The 22897-nt window shown below is 56.0% G+C and carries 20 protein-coding genes; 14 read left to right on the top strand and 6 right to left on the bottom strand.

Annotated elements, in window-relative coordinates; translation table 11 throughout:
* Positions 1-59 precede the first annotated feature (59 nt).
* Together ACQZ6D_RS05445 and ACQZ6D_RS05440 are read right to left on the bottom strand one after the other, a co-directional pair.
* The gene (locus ACQZ6D_RS05445; protein ID WP_448729650.1) at positions 60-2516 is read right to left on the bottom strand and encodes a DUF5906 domain-containing protein; all 2457 of its coding nucleotides are present in this window, start codon (positions 2514-2516) and stop codon (positions 60-62) included.
* 127 nt (positions 2517-2643) lie between these two features.
* Entirely contained in the window at positions 2644-2955 is a 312-nt protein-coding gene (locus ACQZ6D_RS05440; protein WP_448729649.1) for a hypothetical protein, read from the bottom strand.
* A 164-nt stretch (positions 2956-3119) separates the two neighbouring features.
* On the opposite strand from ACQZ6D_RS05440, the gene ACQZ6D_RS05435 reads away from it, so the two are divergent.
* The 11 genes from ACQZ6D_RS05435 to ACQZ6D_RS05385 all read left to right on the top strand — a co-directional run bounded on the left by ACQZ6D_RS05435 (position 3120) and on the right by ACQZ6D_RS05385 (position 13076).
* Entirely contained in the window at positions 3120-3647 is a 528-nt protein-coding gene (locus ACQZ6D_RS05435) for a hypothetical protein (protein ID WP_448729648.1), read from the top strand.
* A 151-nt stretch (positions 3648-3798) separates the two neighbouring features.
* Positions 3799-4332 carry an NUMOD4 motif-containing HNH endonuclease gene (locus tag ACQZ6D_RS05430; RefSeq protein WP_448729647.1) on the top strand — a complete coding sequence of 178 codons (534 nt, stop codon included), beginning with the start codon at positions 3799-3801 and terminating at the stop codon, positions 4330-4332.
* Complete coding sequence (locus tag ACQZ6D_RS05425; protein ID WP_448729646.1) at positions 4329-5561, top strand: DUF2800 domain-containing protein; 1233 nt, start codon at positions 4329-4331, stop codon at positions 5559-5561. The genes ACQZ6D_RS05430 and ACQZ6D_RS05425 overlap by 4 nt, the downstream gene beginning before the upstream one ends.
* A gap of 22 nt (positions 5562-5583) precedes the next feature.
* Positions 5584-6261: an ssDNA-binding protein gene (locus ACQZ6D_RS05420; protein ID WP_448729645.1), complete on the top strand. Its 678-nt coding sequence runs from the start codon at positions 5584-5586 to the stop codon at positions 6259-6261.
* A 75-nt stretch (positions 6262-6336) separates the two neighbouring features.
* On the top strand, positions 6337-6933 hold the full coding sequence (locus ACQZ6D_RS05415; protein WP_448729644.1) for a 3'-5' exonuclease: 597 nt from the start codon (positions 6337-6339) through the stop codon (positions 6931-6933).
* Complete coding sequence (locus ACQZ6D_RS05410; RefSeq protein WP_448729643.1) at positions 6828-9047, top strand: hypothetical protein; 2220 nt, start codon at positions 6828-6830, stop codon at positions 9045-9047. The genes ACQZ6D_RS05415 and ACQZ6D_RS05410 overlap by 106 nt, the downstream gene beginning before the upstream one ends.
* Positions 9048-9058: 11 nt before the next feature.
* Positions 9059-9481 (top strand): deoxycytidylate deaminase, encoded by a 423-nt coding sequence (locus tag ACQZ6D_RS05405; protein WP_448729642.1) that lies wholly within the window; start codon positions 9059-9061, stop codon positions 9479-9481.
* Positions 9474-9761, top strand: a complete 288-nt coding sequence (locus ACQZ6D_RS05400) for a hypothetical protein (RefSeq protein ID WP_448729641.1) — start codon at positions 9474-9476, stop codon at positions 9759-9761. The genes ACQZ6D_RS05405 and ACQZ6D_RS05400 overlap by 8 nt, the downstream gene beginning before the upstream one ends.
* A complete protein-coding gene (locus ACQZ6D_RS05395; protein WP_448729640.1) occupies positions 9736-11346 on the top strand; it encodes an SNF2-related protein in 1611 nt (536 codons plus the stop codon). Before ACQZ6D_RS05400 ends, ACQZ6D_RS05395 begins: the two co-directional genes overlap by 26 nt.
* A gap of 38 nt (positions 11347-11384) precedes the next feature.
* Positions 11385-12218 carry a hypothetical protein gene (locus tag ACQZ6D_RS05390; protein ID WP_448729639.1) on the top strand — a complete coding sequence of 278 codons (834 nt, stop codon included), beginning with the start codon at positions 11385-11387 and terminating at the stop codon, positions 12216-12218.
* A 117-nt stretch (positions 12219-12335) separates the two neighbouring features.
* A complete protein-coding gene (locus ACQZ6D_RS05385) occupies positions 12336-13076 on the top strand; it encodes a helix-turn-helix domain-containing protein (RefSeq protein WP_174002032.1) in 741 nt (246 codons plus the stop codon).
* A gap of 240 nt (positions 13077-13316) precedes the next feature.
* On the opposite strand, the gene ACQZ6D_RS05380 is transcribed toward ACQZ6D_RS05385, so the two are convergent.
* On the bottom strand, positions 13317-13679 hold the full coding sequence (locus tag ACQZ6D_RS05380; RefSeq protein ID WP_003513347.1) for a hypothetical protein: 363 nt from the start codon (positions 13677-13679) through the stop codon (positions 13317-13319).
* A 212-nt stretch (positions 13680-13891) separates the two neighbouring features.
* A complete protein-coding gene (locus ACQZ6D_RS05375; RefSeq protein WP_003513345.1) occupies positions 13892-14524 on the bottom strand; it encodes an outer membrane protein in 633 nt (210 codons plus the stop codon).
* Positions 14525-14910: 386 nt separating this feature from the next.
* Between ACQZ6D_RS05375 and ACQZ6D_RS05370 the strand changes: the two genes are divergently transcribed.
* Positions 14911-15363 (top strand): hypothetical protein, encoded by a 453-nt coding sequence (locus ACQZ6D_RS05370; RefSeq protein WP_003513344.1) that lies wholly within the window; start codon positions 14911-14913, stop codon positions 15361-15363.
* 202 nt (positions 15364-15565) lie between these two features.
* Positions 15566-16126, top strand: a complete 561-nt coding sequence (locus ACQZ6D_RS05365; RefSeq protein ID WP_003513343.1) for a dual specificity protein phosphatase family protein — start codon at positions 15566-15568, stop codon at positions 16124-16126.
* A 99-nt stretch (positions 16127-16225) separates the two neighbouring features.
* On the opposite strand, the gene ACQZ6D_RS05360 is transcribed toward ACQZ6D_RS05365, so the two are convergent.
* Positions 16226-17485, bottom strand: a complete 1260-nt coding sequence (locus ACQZ6D_RS05360; protein WP_448729638.1) for an AGE family epimerase/isomerase — start codon at positions 17483-17485, stop codon at positions 16226-16228.
* 179 nt (positions 17486-17664) lie between these two features.
* Here ACQZ6D_RS05360 and metH point away from each other — a divergent pair, with 179 nt between their 5' ends.
* Positions 17665-21438, top strand: a complete 3774-nt coding sequence (gene metH, locus ACQZ6D_RS05355) for a methionine synthase (RefSeq protein ID WP_019565253.1) — start codon at positions 17665-17667, stop codon at positions 21436-21438.
* A 69-nt stretch (positions 21439-21507) separates the two neighbouring features.
* Here metH and ACQZ6D_RS05350 read toward each other — a convergent pair whose 3' ends face one another.
* Positions 21508-22839, bottom strand: a complete 1332-nt coding sequence (locus tag ACQZ6D_RS05350; protein WP_113472943.1) for an MFS transporter — start codon at positions 22837-22839, stop codon at positions 21508-21510.
* Between the last annotated feature and the right edge of the window lie 58 nt (positions 22840-22897).

Genomic DNA, 22897 nt, shown 5'->3' with positions numbered 1-22897 from the left:
TCCTTTGTGACTGCGATGATCCTACCCCAAGCAGTTTACAAAATCAACCGTTTGTTGATTTATAGATCGTCGTAATCGTCTTCAAGAACGATTTCAGGAGCGTCAGTGCTCTCCCACTTGATCTCGGAATTCATAAACTTGCTGAACTCCAATCGGCACTGCGGCAAACTTGGAATGACATATGTCCAAATCTGCTTGATACCATCACGGCGCCGCCTGTCTTCGATCTGCGGGCAAAGCTCGCGCAGCCGCTTGCCGATCATGAATTTCACAAGCTCGCTGCCGTCATAGCGCTGGTGGCGCATCCATGCAGAGTAGACATTGCGGAAGTCGTCTCGATCCACGACGATGGCTTCAGTGTTCCAGTCGGCCACGATACCCTTGATGTTCTGAAACTCGAACTCTGGCTCGCCCGATTCGAGCATCGAGAACCACCACTTGTCGAGGTTCTTCAAACCCTGGATTTTCTGATCGGCCAGCGCATTGGTATCCGGCACCTTGCGCACTTCGAACTTGCTGAGATCGTAGTTCTGCAGGTAGTGGAGCAGAGCTTCCAGACCACCGTTCATCATCTCGCGCTTCATCGCGCCGAAATACTTGTGATCGTCCTTCCGCTTGTCGGAAACATCCAGAACAAAATACCGCCCTTCGTCCGCGGTGGCCGGCACCACCCAATCTTCGTTCGAGGAAATGAAAAGGCGCAAGTAGCTGTCGACGGTGAAGGCATTGACGCTCTTAGGCTCGATCAGCACGGACGTGGAGGTGATCAGATATTTGAGGGAGCCTTCAGCCTGCTTGTTGCCGGCCCAAAAACCTTCCTGAACATGGAGGAGCAGGCACCGCTCCTGATGAGCATTGAACTTGCCGACCATTTGATCCTGATTGGCGACCGTGACGTGATAGCGCTTGATCAGTCCGGCGAAATAGTCGGCGATCGTATCCTTGCCGATGCGCTTCCTCCCGCGCAGAACCATGGCGACCCCTGGTTTCTCCCACGGCTTCTGGATCATGTGGGCGAACCAGCCGAGTGCATAGCGATAGTGTGTTTCGTTGCCGTTACAGATGATCTCGCGTAGGTGATCCAGCCACATTTTACAGGAACCCTTGGGATCAGGCTCCACATCGAACCCCTTCCAGTGGTTGAAGTAGCCGTCACGTTCCTTTCCAGGGGAGAAAACAACACCGTTCGGATACTGCCGCCGTCCTTTGTGCTGCATCCAGGCTTTCGACACCGGTTGAGTGGACTTCTCACTGGCCACACGGTCGTTTTCGTACCAGTTATGAAGTTCACCGGGGGTGCCGTAAGATGTTGTCCCGTCAGAATTTTCGGTGATAATTACGCACTTGCCGCTCAAAAACGTGACAGCGTGCTTTGCATTCAGACGCTGGATACGCTTCGGGACTATGCCGAAGGCGTGCTCGACCTCTGCCTTGCGCAATCTGATTTCTCGTTTGGACGGCTTGTCGGGATCGGTGCCGAGCACGTCATCGAATTCACCATCATCGTCTCCATCGGCTTCCTCCGGACCAAGGTCGTCAAACTCCCCAAGGTCTTCCATTTCCTCGTCGAGCTCGATCTGCCGGACTTCGGCTTGGATCGATCGCATCGTGCGCTGCTTGCGATTCGGGTTGTTTCTGAAACTTTTGTATTTGAATCGGGTCGTCTCATCATCGTGCTTTGGGGATTTGGCCGACCACGACCGGAACACCTCGTAAAACTGCTTGCGAATCGAAAGAGGGTGGCCTTGTGCCTCGTGCTGAACAGAGGCCATGACGTTCAGCCATTCCTCATAGTCCAGATCTTCATTGGGGATTTTAGCGAGCATGTCGCTCACTTCGTTGACCGTCAGGCCGAGCGGTTCAATGGCATCCGGATTGACCGGTGCGTTCTCGCGTTCTTCGTCGTAGTCGATAAGGGAAGCGACGCGGTCCGAATCAACGAACGGGCCCAAGCCAAGATCGAGGTCGTCCAGGTCGAACGGTCGTTCCCAAACGTAAGGTTTCCCGGTGATCGGGTGGATCGATGGCGGCATGGCAACCTGTTTACCGGTGCCGAAAAGCTCGATCTCCCAATCCCACTTCTTCACGTCCTTCTGCTGCTTCTCATCCCAAACGAGGGACTGGTGCGCAGAGTGAGCCAACTGCTTTGATGGGAATTCACGAGATGTCAGAATGTAAAAGTGCCGGCTCGCGCCGCCCGATCCCGAGATCACAGAAGGGTACGTCGCGTATTCCGGAAACATACGCTTCAGTTCTGCGAAGGCTTCTTTCGCCAGTTCCGGTTTGCGAATGTCGACATCAATGACGAGCAGGAAATCCGAACCCACTTTCGACCACTTGCCGAGTCGGACGCCAACGTTCTTACCGGCAACACCTGCCTCGTAGCTGCTGCGAAGTTGATCCAGCGTTTTTACCGGCTTCGAAGCCCAATCGTTACCGATCGGTCGCTTGGATTTCGGGTGCAGCCAGTGGATCGCAAAACCTGCTCGCGCAAATGGTTCAATCTCATGGAGCATTGACGGCTCCCGATCCTTCGCGCAGACGGCAGAAGGTGTATCCGTCAGATGGACGGCCAGCGAGTTTCAGTTTTAACATTTCTGACAGTCCGCAGTTAGAGAGAAATCAGGGAGTACTGCGGACGAATCAGGACGGAAGGAATGGTTCCAGGTCGAGCAGCGTCAGGGGCTCGATTGTCTTGTGTTCCTCAGAACATTCGATGAGCTTGCGCGCCAGACGGACAGAGAGGTTCTTTGCCGCCGATGGTTTGTCGCCGCTCGGAAGCACCTGATAAATGTGCTGCGGGCTCACACCAATGGCTTCAGAGAGCTTGTATATGTCAAGACGTGTGTGCCCACCGTAAGTCATATGGTAATCGGGCAGCTTCTTGACGAGAAGGTCGTAGAGTGGGCCACAGGGACCAGAATTCCGTCGTTTCTGTTTCGTCTCGGTTGTCATTCCCGTTTCCTGTTCGAACATGTGATTTCAATAGAAACTACTTTTTGTTGATTTTGAAGTCAATCACTTGTTGACATAATCAACTGTTTGTGGAAATTGATAATGCATCGTAAGCGGCGAACGCACGATCTTACAAATCCAACCAACACCCTGAAAGGAATGACATGTCCCTCGAAGCGAAGATCGAAGCTCTGACCAGCGCCGTTGTGGCGCTCACGGAAGCGCAGACCGATCATACCGAAAAGCTCAATGCTGTGCTGGCAGCAGGCGGCAAGTCGGCGTCGGCAGGCGACGGTGATGAAAAGCCGAAACGCACCCGCGTCAAGAAGGAAGATACGAAGGCTGAAACCGGCGCCGACACGGGTGAGGGCGATGGTGACGGCGAAGAAGACACTGCGCCGAAACTGACTAACGACAACGTCAAGATGAAGATCGTCGCACCGTGGCTCGGCGAATTTGCCAAGGTCGAGGGCGATCCGGAGACCGACGCACGCAAGACCAAGATTAAGGGCGCCCTGGCGAAGCTCGTCGGAAAGGAAGGTGCAACGGTCGCCGACGTTCCCGCGAAAGACCTTCAGCGTCTCGTCGATTGGGTCAACAAGCAGAAGGAATCGGACACAGGATTCGGCAAGGGTCGCCTCACGGCTGCTCCCGGCACTGACGACACCGGCTCCGACGACGAAGAAATCTGACCATCGCCTCCCAAGGCAAAGAGTGGTCTCGGCCTTCGGGCCGGGATCATTTCAAAGGACGCTCCACCGCTTTCCCCCCGGTGTTCAGTCTCCCCTGAAACGGTTCAACCTCTGCCGTTGAGCGTCCTTTGAAATGATCCGAGGAAGAACTGTGCAGGAAATCTGGAAAGATATCTCTGGTTACGAAGGGCTGTATCAAGTCAGTGATTTCGGCCGTGTGAAGAGCCTTGGTCGCATCATTCATGTCGAGAGTTTGATTAAGGGTTCTCATAAAAGAGTAAAACCTGTTCGAATAATGAAGGGTATTCCTGACAAGGACGGATATCTCCAGGTCAATTTATTCGACGAAAATAGCGTCCGAACCACCCGCAAAGTCCACCAGTTGGTGATCAAGCAATTTTTGGGTGAGCCGCCAGTTGAAGGCATGGTTCCTGATCACAAGAACGGAGTGCGTTCTGACAACAGGTTGACGAATTTGCGATGGTTAACAGAGTCGCAAAACCATATTTTAAAGCACACAGCACGAGGTTTGTCCGGAGAGGTTGGCGTGTGCTTTAGGGATGGGAAACTGAACCCTTGGCAAGCTTATTTCACGCTTAATGGTAGATTCAAAAGCCTCGGGCATTTTCCAACGAAATCTGCTGCCGTAGTGGCTAGGAAAAATTACGAGAGGACGGTCATTTGACAGGTCACGCTCGCAATTCCCCATCTGATTCGAAAAGGTGGCTAGGGTGTAGCGGCGCTATAATGCGTTGCAAGAAGCTTGGTCTGACCGGTGATGACGGCAAGGTCAACACCGCCGCGGACGAAGGTACTGCCGCTCATCTGATCCGTGAACTTTCGCTCTCCGTTGGTCTTGATGCCTATGATTTTGTCGGCACTGAAGTCGATGTCAACGGCGTTATCTACGTCTGCGATGAGGACATGGCTGACGCCCTGCAACCAGGCATTGACAGAGTGCGTGAGTTCCAAGGCGAGATGGTCATCGAATATCGCGTTGACACGACGCCCTGGGTTGGCCTTGACGAAGAAGGTAATCGACAGGGCGGTACGCTGGATTGCGGTATTATCGGTGACGAGGAAATTGTTATCAACGACCTCAAGTTCGGCCGAGGTATCCCCGTAGAGGCAGTGGGCAACACACAGATCCGTCTTTACGCACTCGGATTTTACGAACAGATCGCCAAGCACAAAACCGAAGCCAAAAAATTCCGGTTTGTGATCGACCAACCGCGCAATGCAAAGGGCGGCGGCGAGTGGACGCAGACGCTCAATGAGCTACTGGCGTTCGGTGAGTATGTGAAAGAGCGTGCAGCAATGACGTTCGATCCGAATGCACCTTGCACGCCGAACGTGGACTCGTGTCTATGGTGCCCGGCTGCCAAGGTTGACGGTGCGTGCCCTGAATATGAAGCGTGGAATTTAGAGTTCTGCGACATCGAGTTCGAGAACCTGGACCATTACGTGGAATTTGGCGTCGAGGTGGAGACACCGGAGGTCGAAGGTCTCACTACCGCCCGCAAGAAGGCCATTTATGATCACCTTCCAGCAATCCGGAAATTCCTCACTCGCGTGGAAGCTTCCGTCGCTGCAGACGTGCGGACCGGCGACGGTGAGAAATACGGACTGAAGATTGTCGCCGGCCGGCGTTCGAACCGCAAGCACGCGGACGAGGAACAGTCGGAAGCCTGGTTGAAGAAGCACGGCTTTAAAGATGACCAGATAATCATCAAAAAGTTGAGAACTCCCGCAATGCTGGACAAAATCGTTGGTAAGGGGAAGTTCCCCAGGGATTTTGTTGTCGGCGGCGAACCAACTCCTTCGATCGTATCGATCGAGGATGCGCGACCAGCGCTTCTGGTCAGTTCAGAGTTCGAAAATCTGGAAGACGACTTCGAAGATTTCGACGATTAAAACGTGAAGTGGAAAATGTGAAATGGGTTTTAAACCTACGTTCAATCCCGAAACAGGCCGCGTAAAAGTTCTGGTTCGTCTCAGCTATTGTGCTGTTACCAAGAAGACCAAGTCAGTCAACCAGGAAGGTGCGAAATTGAAGCACCGAACGAATGGCCTAATCTACAAGAACACCAAGGATGGTAAAGCCGCCAAGGCTGTTCTTGACCAGGCTGTCGAGCACGTCATGGATTCCGTTCCCAAGTGGAAGGGGAAACATGAAAAGATCCTGAAGGCCATGGATGACAAGCGTCTGCCGGTTTTTGATGGCGACGAATATACCACGGCCGAAGGTGATATTCGTGACCATTATGAAGACACCTGGTATCTGAAACTCACCAACGACAAGCTGCCGAAGTTCAAAGATCGTCGCGGTGACGACCTTTCGGTTGAAGAAGCCGAGGAACTGTTTGTTTCCGGCCATTGGGCGGTCGCTTACCTGCATTTCTACCCGATCACTGACACGGACAAGGGTGGAAACGGTGTGTTTGCAACTCTTGACGCTCTGCAGTTCTTTAAACGTGATGAGCAGTTCAGCGGCGGCGGCATCGATGACGATGAAATCGATGATCTCGGCGACGATGATGATGACGGTGACGATCTGAACGACAAGACGACCAGGAAGAAAGCACCCTCTATCGACGATGACGAAGAAATCTGATGCCACTTTACAGGGCGCTTAATCGCGCCCTGTAAATCCACTATTTGTTGATATTTGGGGAGTTCTGCCGTGGGAATGAATTTGATGATTGACTTGGAGACGTTCGGAAACCGAATGGACTCCGCGATTGTAAGTATTGGAGCAGTTTTCTTCGATCCTGATACCGGTGAACTCGGTATGGAATTTTACAAGGCGATCGATGCAGACAGCGCATGCCGATACGGACGTGTCACCGGTTCGACGGTCACGTGGTGGCTTCAGCAGTCACAAGCAGCTCGTGATGCGGTAGTTGCGGGAAAAACCCCACTGCCGGAAGCCCTGGCGAAGCTAGCTGATTTCTACGCATTGCAACCCAAGGCACCTGTTTGGGGTAACGGACCGACGTTCGACATATCAATTCTTGAGCATGCCTACTGGCGGGCTCACGACAAGCCGGCGCCATGGGCGTTTTGGAATGTACGCGATTGCCGCACGATTAAGGATCTCGGGGAAGCCATCGGCTATCGCATTCCGAAGCTTGAGGGCACCGCCCACAATGCGCTCGACGATGCGCGTCACCAAGCGAGTTGGGTGATCGAAATCCGCCGTCGTCTACTCAACAAGAGCGCTTCGCAGATGGCGACAGTTGCGTACAAGGCGCCAGCGCAAGCCGACGACTTCGACGATATCTGATGGCCAGAGAAGTCAGGACCAAGACCGAACGTCCAGTCGCCTTCTTCGACTTGGAATGCTACCGGAATTACTTCTACGTAGCATTCCTGACCGAGGACGGCCGGTCCATTGGTTACGAGCGTAGCGAGCGCGCTGATTTCGATCCGCTGCGCGTGAGGCGCATTCTCAAGAAGTACACCGTAGTCGGCTTCAATTCGAGAGACTACGACATGATGGTTCTGTTGTACGCGCTCAATGGCGCGAGCAATGCGGACCTGAAGGCACTCTCTGACTGGATTATCAAAAAGCGGAAGAAACCCTGGGACTGCGAGCGCGAGTTTGGGATCGTCGTTCCGTCCTACGTGGATCACATCGATCTTTTCGACACCAACCCCTCCGTGGGAACAGGTGCCGATGATGACGACGAGCAGGAAAACGTTTTCGCCTCTGGTAGCGCGAGCCTCAAGACGCTTGCCGGTCGCTTGCACGCGAAGCGGCTCCAAGACCTGCCCGTAGACCCTGACGCCGATCTCACCCACGACGAGATGGACGTACTGAACGACTATTGCCGAAATTCGGACTGCCCTGCGACCGCAACCCTCTATTCGCATTGCAAGCAGGCGCTCGAACTTCGCGAGTCGATCGGCGAAATCTACGGGATCGATGCCCGTTCTCTGTCTGATGCGCAGACCGGCGAGCGCATGATCAAGATCGGCGTTGAGCGTCTGATCAAAAAGCAGGTGCAGAAAGCCGAGTTCAAAGGCGGCTATCGGTTCCGATACCAGGTTCCCGACTTCATAGAGTTCAAAACGCCGCTGCTACAGAACGTTTTGAAGGTCATCCGAGAGACTGATATCGAGGTCACCGATACAGGCTCTGTACCGTTCCCCGACGAGTTCAAGAAATTCAAGATTGAGATCGGCCAATCCACCTATAAGCTCGGCATCGGCGGTTTGCATTCGCAGGAGAAGTGTCGTGTCGAAGAGTCGGATGACGACTGGCAGCTTGTCGACTTCGACGTGGGTTCTCAGTACCCGTCAATCATTCTGAAACTCGGTCTCTACCCGAAAGCGGTCGGTCCAAAATTCCAGCCAGTCTACGGCGGCATCAAAGCCGAACGCATGGCCGACAAGAAACGCTCGAACGATGCCCGAGATGCTGGCGACCGTGAAATGGAGTTGTTCTTCAAGGTTCGTTCCGATGGCCGCAAGGTTGGTCTCAATGGTCCATACGGCAAGCTCGGGAGCCGATACAGTGTTCTGTTCGCTCCGCATCTGATGATCGCGACGACGCTGACCGGTCAGCTTACACTGCTGATGCTGATCGAGCGCGCCGAATTGGCGGGTATCCGGATCGTTTCGGCAAACACTGACGGTGTCGTGATGAAGATCCCGCGCCATCTGTATGAAGGCATGAAGGGTGACCGGCCGGCAGGCGGGTTCCTCAAGGAACTGATCGAGTGGTGGGAGAACACGACAAGCTTCGTGCTCGAAGGCGCTGAGTACAAGGCAATCTATAACCGCGACGTGAATTTCTATCTGGCGATCAAGCCGGACGGTAAGGCCAAGCGAAAGGGTTACATCGCCAACCACTGGCGGAACAAACTCAAAGACGACGACCCTCTCTTGGCGAGGATCGAGCACGAGGGTTTGCGTAAATTCCTGATGAAGGACTCGCCGGAATATAGCCCGTCGTTCGAGCAGATGAAAAAGAATCCCAACATGACGGTGTGCGGTGACGCGATCCTGGCGTTCCTTGTCGACGGGATTCCGATTGAAGACTTCATCAGGAATTATCCTGACGTGCGCGGTTTCGTTCGTGTCATCAAAGCCAAGGGCGGTGGCGACTGGAATGGTCAGTATCTCGGTAAAACGGTTCGGTTCTATTGGGCGAAGGACGGTGCTCCGATCATGCGCGGCAAGCCGCACGCCAAGACAGGTAACCGAGCCAAGGTTTCGAGGTCAGACGGCTGCCGGCCAATCATGACACTGCCGGATGATCTGCTTGTGCCTGCGGACGTGGATCATGACCGCTACATCGAAGAAGCCTACGAAATTCTCAGGAACATGGGGTGGGGGAAGCGGGAAACAGCGCTCGATCTCTATCTTTCGTCGTTTACAAAATCAACTATTTAGGGATTTATGGGATGGATTGGGATACCTACCTCTACGGTTTCGCAGAGCACGCAGCGAAGAAGTCTAAGGACAGCACTCAGGTCGGCGCTGTGCTTGTCGGGCCCAACCGTGAAGTGCGCCTCACGGGTTTCAACGGCCCGCCGATCGGAGTCCACGAAACTGACGAACGCCGCGACCGACCGACAAAATATCTGTTTGCCTCTCATGGAGAAGCCAACCTTATCGCCTTCGCTGCCCGAGCAGGCATCCCCACGGAAGGTTGCACCGTCTACACGACCCATCACCCTTGCGCTGCCTGCACTCGAACATTGATCCAAGCCGGCATCAAACATGTCGTGTTCGGCGGTGGAACCTTTCAGGCGCTCGGCGACGAGATCGAAGCGTCTACTGCGATGTTCAAGGAAGCCGGTGTCGAGGTACGTGCCCTTGGCTGAGTTCTCCGACGTTCAGAACCCCCTGGTTGATTACGGCAAGTCCACAGGCTGGTTGGTCCGCAAGGTGGTCTATCAGGCACGCCGCGGTTCACCGGACCTGTGGTTCCTCAAGGGCGGCGTGTGGGTGCTCATCGAGGCGAAGAAGTTCGGTGATGACGCCCGTATTCAGCAGCAGCGCGAGCACAGGCGTCTGAGGGCGAAAGGGGCAAACGTCTACGTCGTCGATAATTTGTCAGAAGGGATGCGCGTTCTCGATGCTCACGACCCTGACGCCATTTGAAATCTACAGGCAATCGTTCGTCGCGATACCAGTTGTCCGGAAATTCGAGACAACTGCCGCCCTCGATCTCTATCTTCGCTCGTTTGGCCTGATCGAAACCCCTTCGATTTTGGAAGTAGTTGCCGATATTGGCTCACCGATATCGGGGTTGCGCCCTGAGTCCATGCTCCGATCGTACCAGCGGTATCTGGCCGACGAGATCGAGCAGCGGGAATACCTTCTCGGCGCGGCCGAGATGAGTTTGGGCAAGACCGGTGCAACGCTGACCGGTGTGCGCCGTCTTCTCCGCAAAAATACCAACTGGCGGTGCCTGGTTGTCGCGCCGCTCAAAGTCGCAGAAGAAACCTGGCCCACCGAGGTCGGCGAGTGGGAACACCTGCAGGATATGACGTTCACCGTCGTCGTTGGCGATGCCGCACAGCGGAAGGCAGCTTTGGCCGTTGACGCGGACCTGACCATCATTAATCGCGAAAACCTGCAATGGCTTTGGGAGACGATCGGCGGCGATTCCGGCTGGCGCTGGCAGATCCTTGTCTATGACGAGTCGAGCCGCCTAAAAGGTTTCACCTTCCGCACGCCCGCGAAGAAGAAAGACCCTAAGACCGGCCAGACGGTAAAAAAGAAACCGAATTTGACCGAGTTCGGCGTCCTTGCGCAAGCCCGCAAGAACATGAAGCGGGTGATCGAATTGAGCGGCACGCCGTCGCCGAATGGTGTCTACGACCTCGGCGGTCAAGCTTACCTGATGGATCAGGGCGAGAGACTCGGCATCAATAAAACTCGCTTCGAGAAGACATTCTTCGACAAGAACCCTTTCACGCATGAGGTAAAGCCGAAAGAGGGTGCCAAGGACAAGATCATGGGTCTGATGAAGGATTGCATGATCAGCCTTCGATCACAGGACTACATTGATCTGCCGCCGCAGATATTCAATCCGCGCTTCGTTACCCTCGCACCAAAGCACATGAAACAATACCGGGATTTTGAAAAGACCCTGGTTGCCGAGAGCTACGACGTGGAAGCGGTCTCCCGCGGGGTGCTTACAAACAAGTTGCTCCAATTCGCCAACGGCTCGCTCTATCGGACTGACGAAGATGTCTATCCGCCTGTCCGTGAAACAATCCACGTTCATGATGCGAAGATTAAGGAGCTTGAGAGCATCGTCGAAGAGTCTGCCGGTCAGAACATGCTGGTGGCATACAGCTTCAAGTTCGACAAAGAGCGAATCCGCAAAAAGTTTCCCAAGGCGGTTTTCTTCGATGAGGAACCGAATTTCGTCAAGAAGTGGAACGCCGGCAAGATCCAGATGGGTGTTTCACATCCGGCTTCAATGGCACACGGTCTAAACCTGCAGTACGGTGGTTTCATCCAGGTCTGGTACGGGCTCACCTGGTCGCTGGAATTGTGGGATCAGTTCAATCGTCGACTAGCCCGTCCAGGTCAGCTGCACCCATCGGTCTTCATCCACGTCATCATGGCGAAGGGAACCATGGATGAGGTGCAGTACGAAACGCTGCGCTCCAAGGGAGTCACGCAGGACGAAATCATGGACGCAGTGCGAGTTCGCTTGAACTACAAGCTTTAGGATGATAATCAACAAATAGTTGATTTGAGGGCGCTGTTTTGGATAAGCCTGTCATTGCCGTTTGGTTTTCATGTGGGGCGGCAAGTGCTGTTGCAGCAAAGCTTACGCTTGAGCAGTATTCTGACACTCACGAAATTCGTATCCTGAACAATTTCATTTTGGAGGAAGATGAGGATAACCGTCGATTTCTCAAGGATGTCGAGCAGTGGTTGGGTCATACGATTGAACCTGTTTCGAGCCGTAAGTTTCCGAGCGGTAGTGCTGTCGAGGTGTGGGACGCTGAAAACTTCATGGCCGGTCCTAAAGGTGCAACCTGCACCCGCATATTGAAGAAGGGTGCCCGCCAGGAGTGGGAAGAAGCCAACAAGGCTGCTTGGCATGTGTTCGGATTCACGTCTGAGGAAGAAGACCGCCACAATATGTTCGTACTGACTGAACGGGATAACGTTCTGCCAGTCCTGATCGAAGCCGACCTCACAAAGCAAGATTGCTTCGAAATCATCACTGCTGCCGGTCTGATGCTGCCGCGGTCCTACTTTGATGGATGGCCGAATGCGAATTGCTTGGGTTGCGTCAAAGCGACATCCCCCACCTACTGGAACCATCTGCGCAAACTACACCCTGAGATTTTCCGTGCTCGCGCAGAGCAGTCTCGGCGCATCGGCGCACGGTTGGTGCGCTGGCAGGGGAGGCGTATATTCCTTGATGAGCTTCCCGAAGATGCGATTGGCAGGCCGCTCAAGAGTATGGTCATGCCTGAGTGTGGCATTTTCTGTGAAGAGAAAATTCGCGTGCAAGTCAGACGCAAAATCAATTATTCACCGCTGCGCTTATATCTATCCAGTTTTGATCTCATTACGAGAGTTAGTTAAAATTTTAGCTATTAACCAGCAATTACAACCGTTTAGTTGATTTAGGGACTGTTTGTTGACTTTATCGCGCTAAGCGCTCATTTATCAACCAGTTCTTGATTAATGAGGTCGCAGCGAATGATAGTCATCACTGGTAAGACAAATTCCACCCAATCTCATGCGGTGATCCGGCACAAAGACTTTGCCAAACGGCTCGGAATTGCCTGCGAAAACTCACCGCAGGCGCCGGCCGCCCACGGTCGCCAAATTTGGCTGAAGAACCAGCTCGAAGCGCAATTCAATGAACCCGTTAGCAGAGAAGCGGTGCGTAAGTGGTTTGCCGGTGAGGCCAAACCAAAACCGAAAATGATGTCTCTCGTGGCCCGTGCTCTCGGTGTTGATGAGGCGTGGCTCGCGATCGGTTCGACGCCGAACATCACAGTCAGCGAAAAGAAGTCGCGCAATATTCTCGCAAGCGGCGCCGCAAATATGGTAGCCGCACAAATCCAATTGGCCGGTGGGTCCGTTGCTTTTCCCGATGAGGGAGGGGTCGGAATCGATCTGGACACGATTGTTAAGGGGAGAAGGAAGACAGTTGCTGCGCGTCCAGGATCTTCATCAGGTGTTTTCAAAGTTTCCCTGCCGTTACAGGTCGGTGCGGCGATCATCGTTATACCCACGGACACACCCACTGTTTACCGCTTCTTTAACGTGCCAGACACGATCATGAACGATGAGGGTAAGGTTCGCGGCGAGTACACCGAAATCGATTGCGAATTTGTGGCGGATCGGCTTATCGTCGGTAACAAGGAGATGCCGGAGATCGTGGACTTCACCAATATTGAAGGCGTAATCCAGTCCAGCAAAGCAAAACGATGATGTTGGAATCCTGTTGGAACTGTCGGCAGTAATTCGAAATCGCGCAATAATTTCAATGCTCCATGGTTTCCTCCGGGCCCACCATTTTCCTTATATTTTGAACGAGTTGGTGCGATTCCGCATAGCAAGTCGATACATCATCGATCATTGCGCATTCTTTGGATTTTGCTCATCCAACAAAAAATCCGACCAGCCATTCAGACTGGTCGGATTGTTCATCACGGATTTTCAGCTATGGGGTCAGTCGCAGACCCGCATGCTTTCGGTGTGCCAGCCGCCATCATAGGAATTGGGAACGCGGCGGTCTTCGAACCAGCAGCGTGGGCGGGGCGGCGGCGGTGGCTCGTAGTATCGGGGACCGCTGTTACCGCCGTTGGCGATTGCGCCGCCGATCAGGCCGCCGATAACGCCTGCAGCCAGTCCGCCGGCAATCGCAGCACCATCATTGTGGCGGCGGTGTTCGCGATAGGGCGGTGGGGGCGGGCCGCCACGGTCGTAGCGCGGACGATAGGGATAGTCCTGCGCGGCAGCGGTGCCGTAGGACGCGAAGACGCTGCCGGTGGCAACCAGCGCGGCAAGGGTTGTAAGAATGATCTTTTTCATCGAGGGCTACTCCATAAGCCTGCTTCGGGAGATAGAGGCTCATTATGCCCGCATGATGGCACGGGCCGGCTGAACGGTCCGTGAATATCTCATTTTTGCGATGTTCACATTTTCCACGTTTTTAGAGTCTCAGGGCGAAGCTGGTGCGGCGTTCCGACAAAGAAAAAGCCCGGCACTTGGCCGGGCTCTTTTGCTGACGTTTGTCGACGTTATCAGAACTTCACACCAAGGCCGACCTTGACGGTGCTCTGGTCGAAATCGGTGTTGACGCCGAAGATGTCCTTGTCGCCATAGTCATTGTAGCGATATTCAATCCTGCCGAACACATTGTCGGTGAAGGCATAGTCCAGGCCAGCGCCGACTGTGTAACCGTTGAACGTGGTGCTATCCTTGCCGGCGCCAGGCGTTTCGATGAAACCGCGCGTCGCTGTCCAGCCGGCGGTACCATAGATCAAGGCACGGTCGAAAGCGTAACCGACACGGCCACGAACGGAGCCCTGCCAGTCGGTGCCGATGTTCACGCCGGCATAGTCATTGTCGTTCCAGTTATAATCTACATCGCCTTCGATACCGAGGACGAAATTATTATCGAACTGGTAATTGTAACCGGCAAAAGCGCCCAGAATGCCGCCATCGAAACTATCCGACGCGACGGGGCCGCCAGCCGAAAAATCGCCGTTCGCCCAGCCTGCGCCGCCTTGAATACCAAGATACGGACCAGACCAAGTAAATACCGGCAGGGTTTCCTGCGCGACCGGAGGCGCCGGGGTTTCGTAGACGGCATCCGCAGCCATCGCGGTGCTGGCGGACAGGGCCAAGAGTGACGTTACGATCAGCGTTTTCATCGTTTTTCTCCCTGAGCTGATTGACTTCTATAACATATATTAGGTGCATTTAATATGGGTCGGAGATCGGCGGTTCCAAGGGGCAGATTGTTCCCTCGAGTTGCCGGCCTTCCTTGCCCAAATCGCGACGTTTTTTACCGCCCCGTCATGCTGTTCTGATGCGGCGAACGCCTTCAACGGCGTTTGGTTCCTTTCGTCGCCTTGTCAAAGCGACGGGAGAGGGGTCACGCTTGGTTGTCTTGACAGCGGGGGGCACGACCATAGAGTTGTGCCTGTCTGCGGCAACGCCGGTGCTTCGGCACCTGGATACGGCTGATGTTGCGGGCAGGAATGGGCAAGGGAGGACAGGATCGCATGCGGGTTAGTTTTCATGGGGGAGGGGCGACGTGATTGTCGGAGCCGTTCTCAGTGCCATTCTTCTTCTCACCCTCATCGCGTTTCCGCGGCACCTCAAACCGGTCGTCATCTGCCTGCTGTTGATCTGGGGAACCACTGCCGCCTTTGTCATTTACGACTGGCAGCGCGGTAGCCAGCGGCTCGACCATGTGATTGCGACGGCTAGCTTCGATGCGGCGTGCACGGATGCGGCATTGCCGATCCGCGTCAGCTTCCGCAACGACAATAATGTTGCCGTGCAGCGCCTGACCTATACGCTTGAAGGGTTCGAGCCTGCCTTCCGCGCCTCCGTCGCCTTTGATCCCTATCAGGTGAGTGAAAGGCGGATCGAGGCTGGAGAGACCTTTGCCGCGTGCCGCTCTTTCCGACTGCGCAACAATGAAACGGTAGATCCGCAACGGCTGGAATGGCGCGTCACCATCGTTTCTGCGGAATTCGATTGAACGGCTGTCGCTGCTTCCGACCCTCACGGTTTCTTGAACATTTTCGTGCTGTCGCCTGAACCCCTTGTTTCGCAAGGGGTTCGTAAAGGTGCCCGCGTCGTTGCCGGCCACGCCGAGGCCGCTTTCGCCGTTGCGGGACTTGTTTTCGCCGATTTGCAATGCCACCTGCCCACCCGTCCGATGAATGTTGCGGGTTTAGGTTTTGCGTATAGTTCTGAAGTTTCTGAAAATTGCCGCCATTGGCCTGGTGGCTCTGCCGGTTCTGGCCGGCGCGCATATGGGCATCGGCCAGCTGACCGGAAATTTTCACGAGGTCATCCCCGGCGAACTTTATCGTTCGGCCCAGCCGAGCGGCAAGGACATCACGGCCTATGCCAAGGCCTACGGCATCAAGACGATCATCAATCTGCGCGATGAAAAGCGTGAAGGCTGGTATGACGCCGAAAGCCAGGCAGCGAAAAACAACGGTGTCCGGCTGGTCGATTATCCGCTGAGTTCAAGCGAGAAGGTCTCGGTGGAGGAAGCGGAAACGCTCGTCGCCGTGCTGCGCAACGCTGAAAAACCGATCCTCATCCATTGCGAACACGGCGCCAACCGAACCGGGCTCGCCTCCGCGATCTATGTGAGCGCCGTTGCCGGCAAAAGCGAGGCTGCCGCCGAGTTCCAGCTTTCACCCTATTACGGACATGTGCCGATCCCGGGTATCGGCCGTTATGAAATGTACCAGTCCTGGGATGATTTCGAGGAAACTATCGGATTTTGAGGCGCCTCGATATGCTGACACCCCGGATTTGATCCGGGGTCCAGCATGATCACGTCCGATATGACGGAGCGTGTCAGATGCTTCATTCTTGCAGCGGCCTCAATAGGAGCCGCCGCCTTCCTTGATCACTTTCGTCAAACTTCCCGTTGCCGGAAATAGCGGGATCAGGCAGGCCTGAAGCGCGTGGTAGATGTCGCCCTTGCCGGGGAAAAGCGTGTTGGCTGGAATCAGATTTTCCGTCAGCTCCTCGTGCCAGCCGCCATTGTCTTGGTCGATGAAATTGTTGGCGATCGTGCTCCAGATGCGGCGGTAGCTGTCTTCGTAGAATTCGTCCGCCGGCAGATTTTCGTTGAGGAAGTGGGCTGCACCCGCCGCCTCGCACATGGGCCACCAGAGCTTTGCCGTCTTGTCGGGATTGTCGTGCCAGTCGAGCGTATAAAAGAAGCCGCCTTTTTCGCGGTCCCAGCCAAGCGCCATGGATTGCACAAAGAGCGATTTTGCCGCCACCGGCATCCAGTCGTGGCGGCGTTCGCCCAGCACCCACAATTGCAGGATGAGGCGCGCCCATTCCAGCCAGTGGCCGGGAGTGGAGCCCGAGGGGCGGAACATTTCGTTGCCACGATACTCCCTGTCGAGCGTCCAGTTCTCGTCAAAATGCTCCGGCACGCGGAAATCCAGCTCACCGGCGCGGCGACGGATGACGAGATCGGCGATGCGTTCGGCCTTTGTCAGGTAATTGCTGTCGCCGGTCGCCTCGTAGGCGGCCATCAGCGCTTCGGTCAGATGCATGTTGGAATTCTGGCCGCGATAATTGTCGATGGGTGACCAGTCGCGGTTGAATTCCTCGGCGATAGCGCCGTGTTTTTCTTCCCAGAAACGGGTTTCCAGAACCTCGGTGATGTCGGCCAGCATCTTGTCAGCAAGCGGGTGGCCGACAGTTTTGGCGGAGGAGGCGGCCAGAAGCACGAAGGCGTGGCCATAACCCTGTTTGGTGGCGTCCACCGGGCCGCCATCGTTGACCTGCCAGAAATAACCGCCGTGCTCGCTGTCACGATGATTGTTCCAGAGGTAGGTCATACCGTGGTCGACGATATCGCCGCAGCCCGGCCGTCCGAGCAGGTGGCCGATGGAGAAGCAATGCACCATGCGTGCCGAGGCATGGATGCCGCGCACGGGGTCGTTTTTCTGCAGCGGCGCACCCTTGGCGTCGAGATCGAAGAAGCCACCGGCCGGATTGACGGCACGGTACTGGAAGAAGTCGAAAAGCCCATCGGCCTGTTTGACCAGCCACTGGCGATGCCATGGCAAGGTGTTCCAGTTCCGGTTGTTGTGGTCGTCCTCGGGCATTTCGTCCTCCATACGGTTTGCTGCTTCGGCTTATATCCTTGCTGCATAAACCTGTCATCTGTCAGTGAAATTTCGTAGTCTGCCGCAACGACGCAAAGCCATACCTATACCTTGAAGATATATTGACATAAACATATCTTTATGTGACTTGACGGCTTGCGATCTTGCAAATCGAAATGAGGAGTGCGCCCGTGTTTGACGATCTGTTCGGCCCTGAAGGGGCGAAGCGCGACGGCGCGGAAATTTTGCGCGCGCTGCGCCAGGCCGCCAGCGAACGTATCCTCATTCTCGATGGCGCAATGGGCACGCAGATTCAAGGGCTGGGGTTTGATGAAGATCATTTTCGCGGTGATCGTTTTATCGGCTGCGCCTGTCACCAGCAGGGCAATAACGACCTTCTGATCCTGACCCAGCCGGATGCCATCGAAGAAATCCATTATCGCTATGCGATGGCGGGCGCGGATATTCTCGAAACCAACACGTTTTCGTCGACGCGCATCGCGCAGGCGGACTACGAGATGGAAAACGCCGTCTACGATCTCAACCGCGAAGGGGCGCAGATCGTCCGCCGTGCTGCCCAGCGAGCTGAACGCGAAGATGGCCGCCGCCGCTTCGTTGCGGGCGCTATCGGTCCGACCAACCGCACCGCCTCGATTTCGCCTGATGTCAACAATCCTGGTTACCGTGCCGTCAGTTTCGACGATCTGCGCATCGCTTATGGCGAGCAGATCGACGGGCTGATCGATGGCGGCGCGGATATCATCCTCATCGAGACGATCTTCGATACGCTGAACGCCAAGGCCGCAATCTTCGCCTGTGAGGAGCGCTTCGAGGCCAAGGGCATCCGTCTGCCGGTGATGATATCAGGCACGATCACCGACCTTTCCGGCCGCACGCTGTCCGGCCAGACGCCGTCTGCTTTCTGGAACTCGGTGCGACACGCCAACCCCTTCACCATCGGCCTCAACTGCGCTCTTGGTGCAGATGCCATGCGTCCGCATCTGCAGGAGCTTTCGGATGTGGCCGACACCTTCGTCTGCGCCTATCCGAATGCCGGCCTGCCGAACGAATTCGGGCAATATGACGAAACACCCGAAATGATGGCGCGCCAGGTGCAGGGTTTTGCCCGCGACGGTCTTGTCAACATCGTCGGCGGTTGCTGCGGCTCGACGCCCGAGCATATCCGGGCGATTGCCGAAGCCGTCAAGGATTACAAGCCGCGCCCCATTCCCGAGCACAAGCCCTTTATGTCGCTTTCGGGTCTCGAACCCTTCGTGCTGACCAAAGACATTCCCTTCGTCAACGTGGGCGAACGTACCAACGTCACCGGCTCGGCCCGCTTCCGCAAGCTGATCACCGCCGGCGATTACACGGCGGCGCTGGCTGTCGCCCGCGATCAGGTGGAAAACGGTGCGCAGATCATCGACATCAACATGGATGAGGGCCTGATCGACTCGCAAAAGGCGATGGTGGAGTTCCTGAACCTCATTGCCGCCGAGCCTGATATTGCCCGCGTGCCTGTGATGATCGACTCATCCAAGTTCGAAATCATCGAAGCCGGTCTGAAATGCGTGCAGGGCAAATCGATCGTCAATTCTATTTCGCTGAAGGAAGGCGAGGAGAAGTTTCTCCAGCAGGCGCGGCTCGTCCACAATTACGGTGCTGCGGTCGTGGTCATGGCATTTGACGAGGTCGGGCAGGCGGATACCTATCAGCGCAAGGTGGAGATCTGCACGCGCGCCTACAAGCTTTTGACCGAAAAGGCGGGCCTGTCGCCGGAAGACATCATCTTCGATCCAAACGTGTTTGCGGTGGCCACGGGTATCGAGGAGCACAATAATTACGGCGTGGACTTCATTGAAGCCACAAAGACCATCCGTGAAACCATGCCGCTCACGCATATTTCCGGTGGCGTTTCCAACCTGTCCTTCTCCTTCCGCGGCAATGAGCCGGTGCGTGAGGCGATGCATGCCGTGTTCCTCTACCACGCCATCCAGGTCGGCATGGATATGGGCATCGTCAATGCCGGGCAGCTTGCGGTTTACGACAACATCGATGCGGAACTGCGCGAGGCGTGTGAAGATGTGGTGCTGAACCGCCGCGACGACGCGACGGAGCGGCTGCTTGACGTGGCGGAGCGTTTTCGCGGCACGGGTGAAAAACAGGCGAAGGTGCAGGATCTTTCCTGGCGCGAGCTTTCCGTCGAAAAGCGGCTGCAACACGCGCTGGTCAACGGCATTACCGAATTCATCGAAGCCGATACGGAAGAGGCGCGCCAGCAGGCCGCCCGCCCGCTGCATGTCATCGAAGGGCCGCTGATGGCGGGCATGAACGTGGTCGGTGACCTGTTCGGCTCTGGCAAGATGTTTCTGCCGCAGGTGGTTAAATCCGCCCGCGTAATGAAGCAGGCCGTCGCCGTGCTGCTTCCTTACATGGAAGAGGAAAAGCGCCTGAATGGCGGCGAGCAGAACAAGGCCGCCGGCAAGGTGCTGATGGCGACCGTGAAGGGTGATGTGCACGATATCGGCAAGAACATCGTCGGCGTCGTTCTTGCCTGCAACAATTACGAGATCATCGATCTCGGCGTGATGGTGCCGACGACGAAGATCCTTGAGACGGCGATTGCCGAAAAGGTCGATGTGATCGGTCTTTCCGGTCTCATCACGCCATCGCTTGATGAAATGGTGCATGTGGCGGCGGAAATGGAGCGGCAGGGTTTCAACATCCCGCTGCTGATCGGCGGCGCAACGACGAGCCGCGTGCATACGGCGGTGAAAATCCATCCGCGTTACGAACAGGGCCAGGCGATCTATGTCACCGATGCCTCGCGTGCGGTGGGCGTCGTCTCCGCACTTCTCTCCGCCGAGCAGAAGCCAGCCTATATCGACGGCATCCGGGCTGAATATGCCAAGGTGGCGGAGGCGCACGCCCGCAATGAGCGCGAAAAGCAGCGTCTGCCGCTTTCCCGCGCCCGCGAGAATGCGCACAAGATCGACTGGTCGACCTATAGTGTCGTGAAGCCGCAATTCTTCGGCACCAAGGTGTTCGAGACCTATGACCTTGAGGAGCTGTCCCGTTACATCGACTGGACGCCGTTCTTCCAGACCTGGGAGCTAAAGGGCCGATATCCCGCTATCCTTGAAGACGAGAAACAGGGCGAGGCCGCGCGGCAGCTTTATGCCGATGCGCAGGCGATGCTGAAGAAGATCATCGAGGAAAAATGGTTCCGGCCGCGGGCTGTTATCGGCTTCTGGCCCGCCAATGCGGTGGGAGACGACATCAGGCTGTTCACGGATGAAAACCGTTCCGAAGAACTGGCGACCTTCTTCACGCTGCGCCAGCAGCTTTCCAAGCGTGACGGACGCCCCAATGTGGCGCTTTCCGATTTCGTCGCGCCCGTCGATAGCGGCGTTGCCGATTATGTCGGCGGCTTCGTCGTCACGGCGGGTATCGAGGAGGTGGCGATTGCTGAACGCTTCGAGCGAGCTAACGACGATTATTCGTCGATTCTCGTCAAGGCGCTGGCCGACCGTTTTGCGGAAGCCTTTGCCGAACGTATGCATGAGCGGGTGCGCAAGGAATTCTGGGGTTATGCGCCCGAAGAAGCTCTTGCCGGCGATGAGCTGATCGGCGAGGCCTATGCCGGTATCCGCCCTGCGCCGGGTTATCCGGCCCAGCCTGATCACACCGAAAAGAAAACCCTGTTCTCCCTGCTCGACGCCACCAACGCGGCGGGCGTGGAGCTGACGGAGAGTTATGCCATGTGGCCCGGCTCCTCCGTCTCCGGCCTCTATATCGGCCATCCCGAGAGCTATTATTTCGGTGTTGCCAAGGTGGAACGCGATCAGGTGCTGGACTATGCGCGTCGTAAGGACATGCCGTTGGTAGAGGTAGAGCGCTGGCTCGGACCGGTGCTCAACTACGTACCGGTAAACGGTGCCGAGGAAATCGACAGCGCGGCCTGACGTTTCGGCCACCGTTGTTGCAATAAAAAGCGCGGGTCCTGCCCGCGCTTTTTTGTGTCGTCGTTGGGCTTACGACCTCAAGGCCGCCAGTTCCTCTATGCCGACATGGCTTTCGATCTCGCTGCCGCGCAGATAGAGGTAAACGCCGATGCAGAAGGCGAGGACGGCGATGAACACCAGATACCACGCATGCGCCATTGGATTGACGGCCAGCGCCATCGTTACGCCAATCGGTGTCAGCCCGCCGAAGATGGCATAGGAGACGTTGTAGGCGAAGGAGAGGCCCGAGAAGCGGACCGAGGCCGGGAAGGCGCGCACCATGACATAAGGCACTGCCCCCGCCATGCCGACCGACAGGCCCATGACGCCGTAAAGCACGAACATGGTTTCTAGCGATGTGCCGGCATAGCTGTAGAATGTGAAGGTGGCGATGCCGAAGAAGATGCTGGCGGCCATGAAGAAAATGCCGGAGCCGACACGATCGATCAATGCGCCTGCGATGATGACGCCGAAGATGAGGAACAGCGTGCCGAAGCTGGTGCCTGCCAGCGCCTGCGTCGGTGTGTAGCCATAGAGCTTCTGCAGGAAGGTTGCCGTCATCAGCGTGGTAACGACGATGGCTGCGGACAGAACCCAGGTCAGTAGCGCGGAAATGATCACGCCGCGCATATGGTGCTTCAGCACGAGGCCAAGCGGAAGCTTGTCCGTCAGCGACTTCGACTTTTTCATCTCCATGAAGATCGGAGTCTCTTCCAGCCAGCGGCGCAGATAGACGGCAATCAGGCCGAATATGCCGCCGAGCAGGAAGGGAATGCGCCATGCATAGGCCGCCACATCTTCTGCCGAGAAGAGGGAATTGATGGCAAAGGCAATCAGCGAACCGAGCATGATGCCGAAAGAGAGGCCGGACGTCAGAAAACCGCAGGCGAGCCCGACGCGGCGAAAGGGCACGTGCTCCGCAACGAAGGTCCAGGCACCCGGCACTTCGCCGCCAATGGCCGCACCCTGCAGCATGCGCAGGACGATGAGAAGGATGGGGGCCGCAACGCCGATGGTGGCATAGGTCGGCATCAGCGCCATGCCGAGCGTCGAAAGCGCCATAAGCAGGATGGAGAAGGCGAAGACGCGTTTGCGGCCATAACGATCGCCATAATGCGCGAGAACGATGCCGCCCAGCGGCCGCACCAGATAACCGGCGGCGAAGATGCCGAAGGTCTGGATCATCACCAGCCAATCGGGCATTTCCGGCGGGAAGAACAGATGGCCGATGACGGTGGCGAAAAACACGAAAATGATGAAATCGTAGAACTCCAGCGCGCCGCCGAGGGCCGAGAGGCCGAGAGTTCTGTAGTCCTGCCTGTTCAGGGGCCGGGCAGCTGCCGGTGTGGTGGTGGGAGACATAAGCCTGCTTCTTTTTCTAATTCACATGTTGCTAATGGGCATGCGGCAAGCGATGCGC

It is taken from the genome of Agrobacterium sp. 22-3639C2 (assembly GCF_053522105.1).
The sequence above is the reverse complement of the archived record's forward strand: the minus strand, read 5'-3'. Positions and strand labels throughout refer to the sequence as shown.

What these genes read in the sequence shown, in the direction of transcription:
- ACQZ6D_RS05445 (WP_448729650.1), bottom strand. Translation starts at nt 2,516, where the DNA reads ATGCTCCATGAGATTGAACCATTTGCGCGAGCAGGTTTTGCGATCCAC.
- ACQZ6D_RS05440 (WP_448729649.1), bottom strand. Translation starts at nt 2,955, where the DNA reads ATGACAACCGAGACGAAACAGAAACGACGGAATTCTGGTCCCTGTGGC.
- ACQZ6D_RS05435 (WP_448729648.1), top strand. Translation starts at nt 3,120, where the DNA reads ATGTCCCTCGAAGCGAAGATCGAAGCTCTGACCAGCGCCGTTGTGGCG.
- ACQZ6D_RS05420 (WP_448729645.1), top strand. Translation starts at nt 5,584, where the DNA reads ATGGGTTTTAAACCTACGTTCAATCCCGAAACAGGCCGCGTAAAAGTT.
- ACQZ6D_RS05415 (WP_448729644.1), top strand. Translation starts at nt 6,337, where the DNA reads ATGAATTTGATGATTGACTTGGAGACGTTCGGAAACCGAATGGACTCC.
- ACQZ6D_RS05405 (WP_448729642.1), top strand. Translation starts at nt 9,059, where the DNA reads ATGGATTGGGATACCTACCTCTACGGTTTCGCAGAGCACGCAGCGAAG.
- ACQZ6D_RS05395 (WP_448729640.1), top strand. Translation starts at nt 9,736, where the DNA reads ATGCTCACGACCCTGACGCCATTTGAAATCTACAGGCAATCGTTCGTC.
- ACQZ6D_RS05385 (WP_174002032.1), top strand. Translation starts at nt 12,336, where the DNA reads ATGATAGTCATCACTGGTAAGACAAATTCCACCCAATCTCATGCGGTG.
- ACQZ6D_RS05380 (WP_003513347.1), bottom strand. Translation starts at nt 13,679, where the DNA reads ATGAAAAAGATCATTCTTACAACCCTTGCCGCGCTGGTTGCCACCGGC.
- ACQZ6D_RS05375 (WP_003513345.1), bottom strand. Translation starts at nt 14,524, where the DNA reads ATGAAAACGCTGATCGTAACGTCACTCTTGGCCCTGTCCGCCAGCACC.
- ACQZ6D_RS05360 (WP_448729638.1), bottom strand. Translation starts at nt 17,485, where the DNA reads ATGGAGGACGAAATGCCCGAGGACGACCACAACAACCGGAACTGGAAC.
- ACQZ6D_RS05350 (WP_113472943.1), bottom strand. Translation starts at nt 22,839, where the DNA reads ATGTCTCCCACCACCACACCGGCAGCTGCCCGGCCCCTGAACAGGCAG.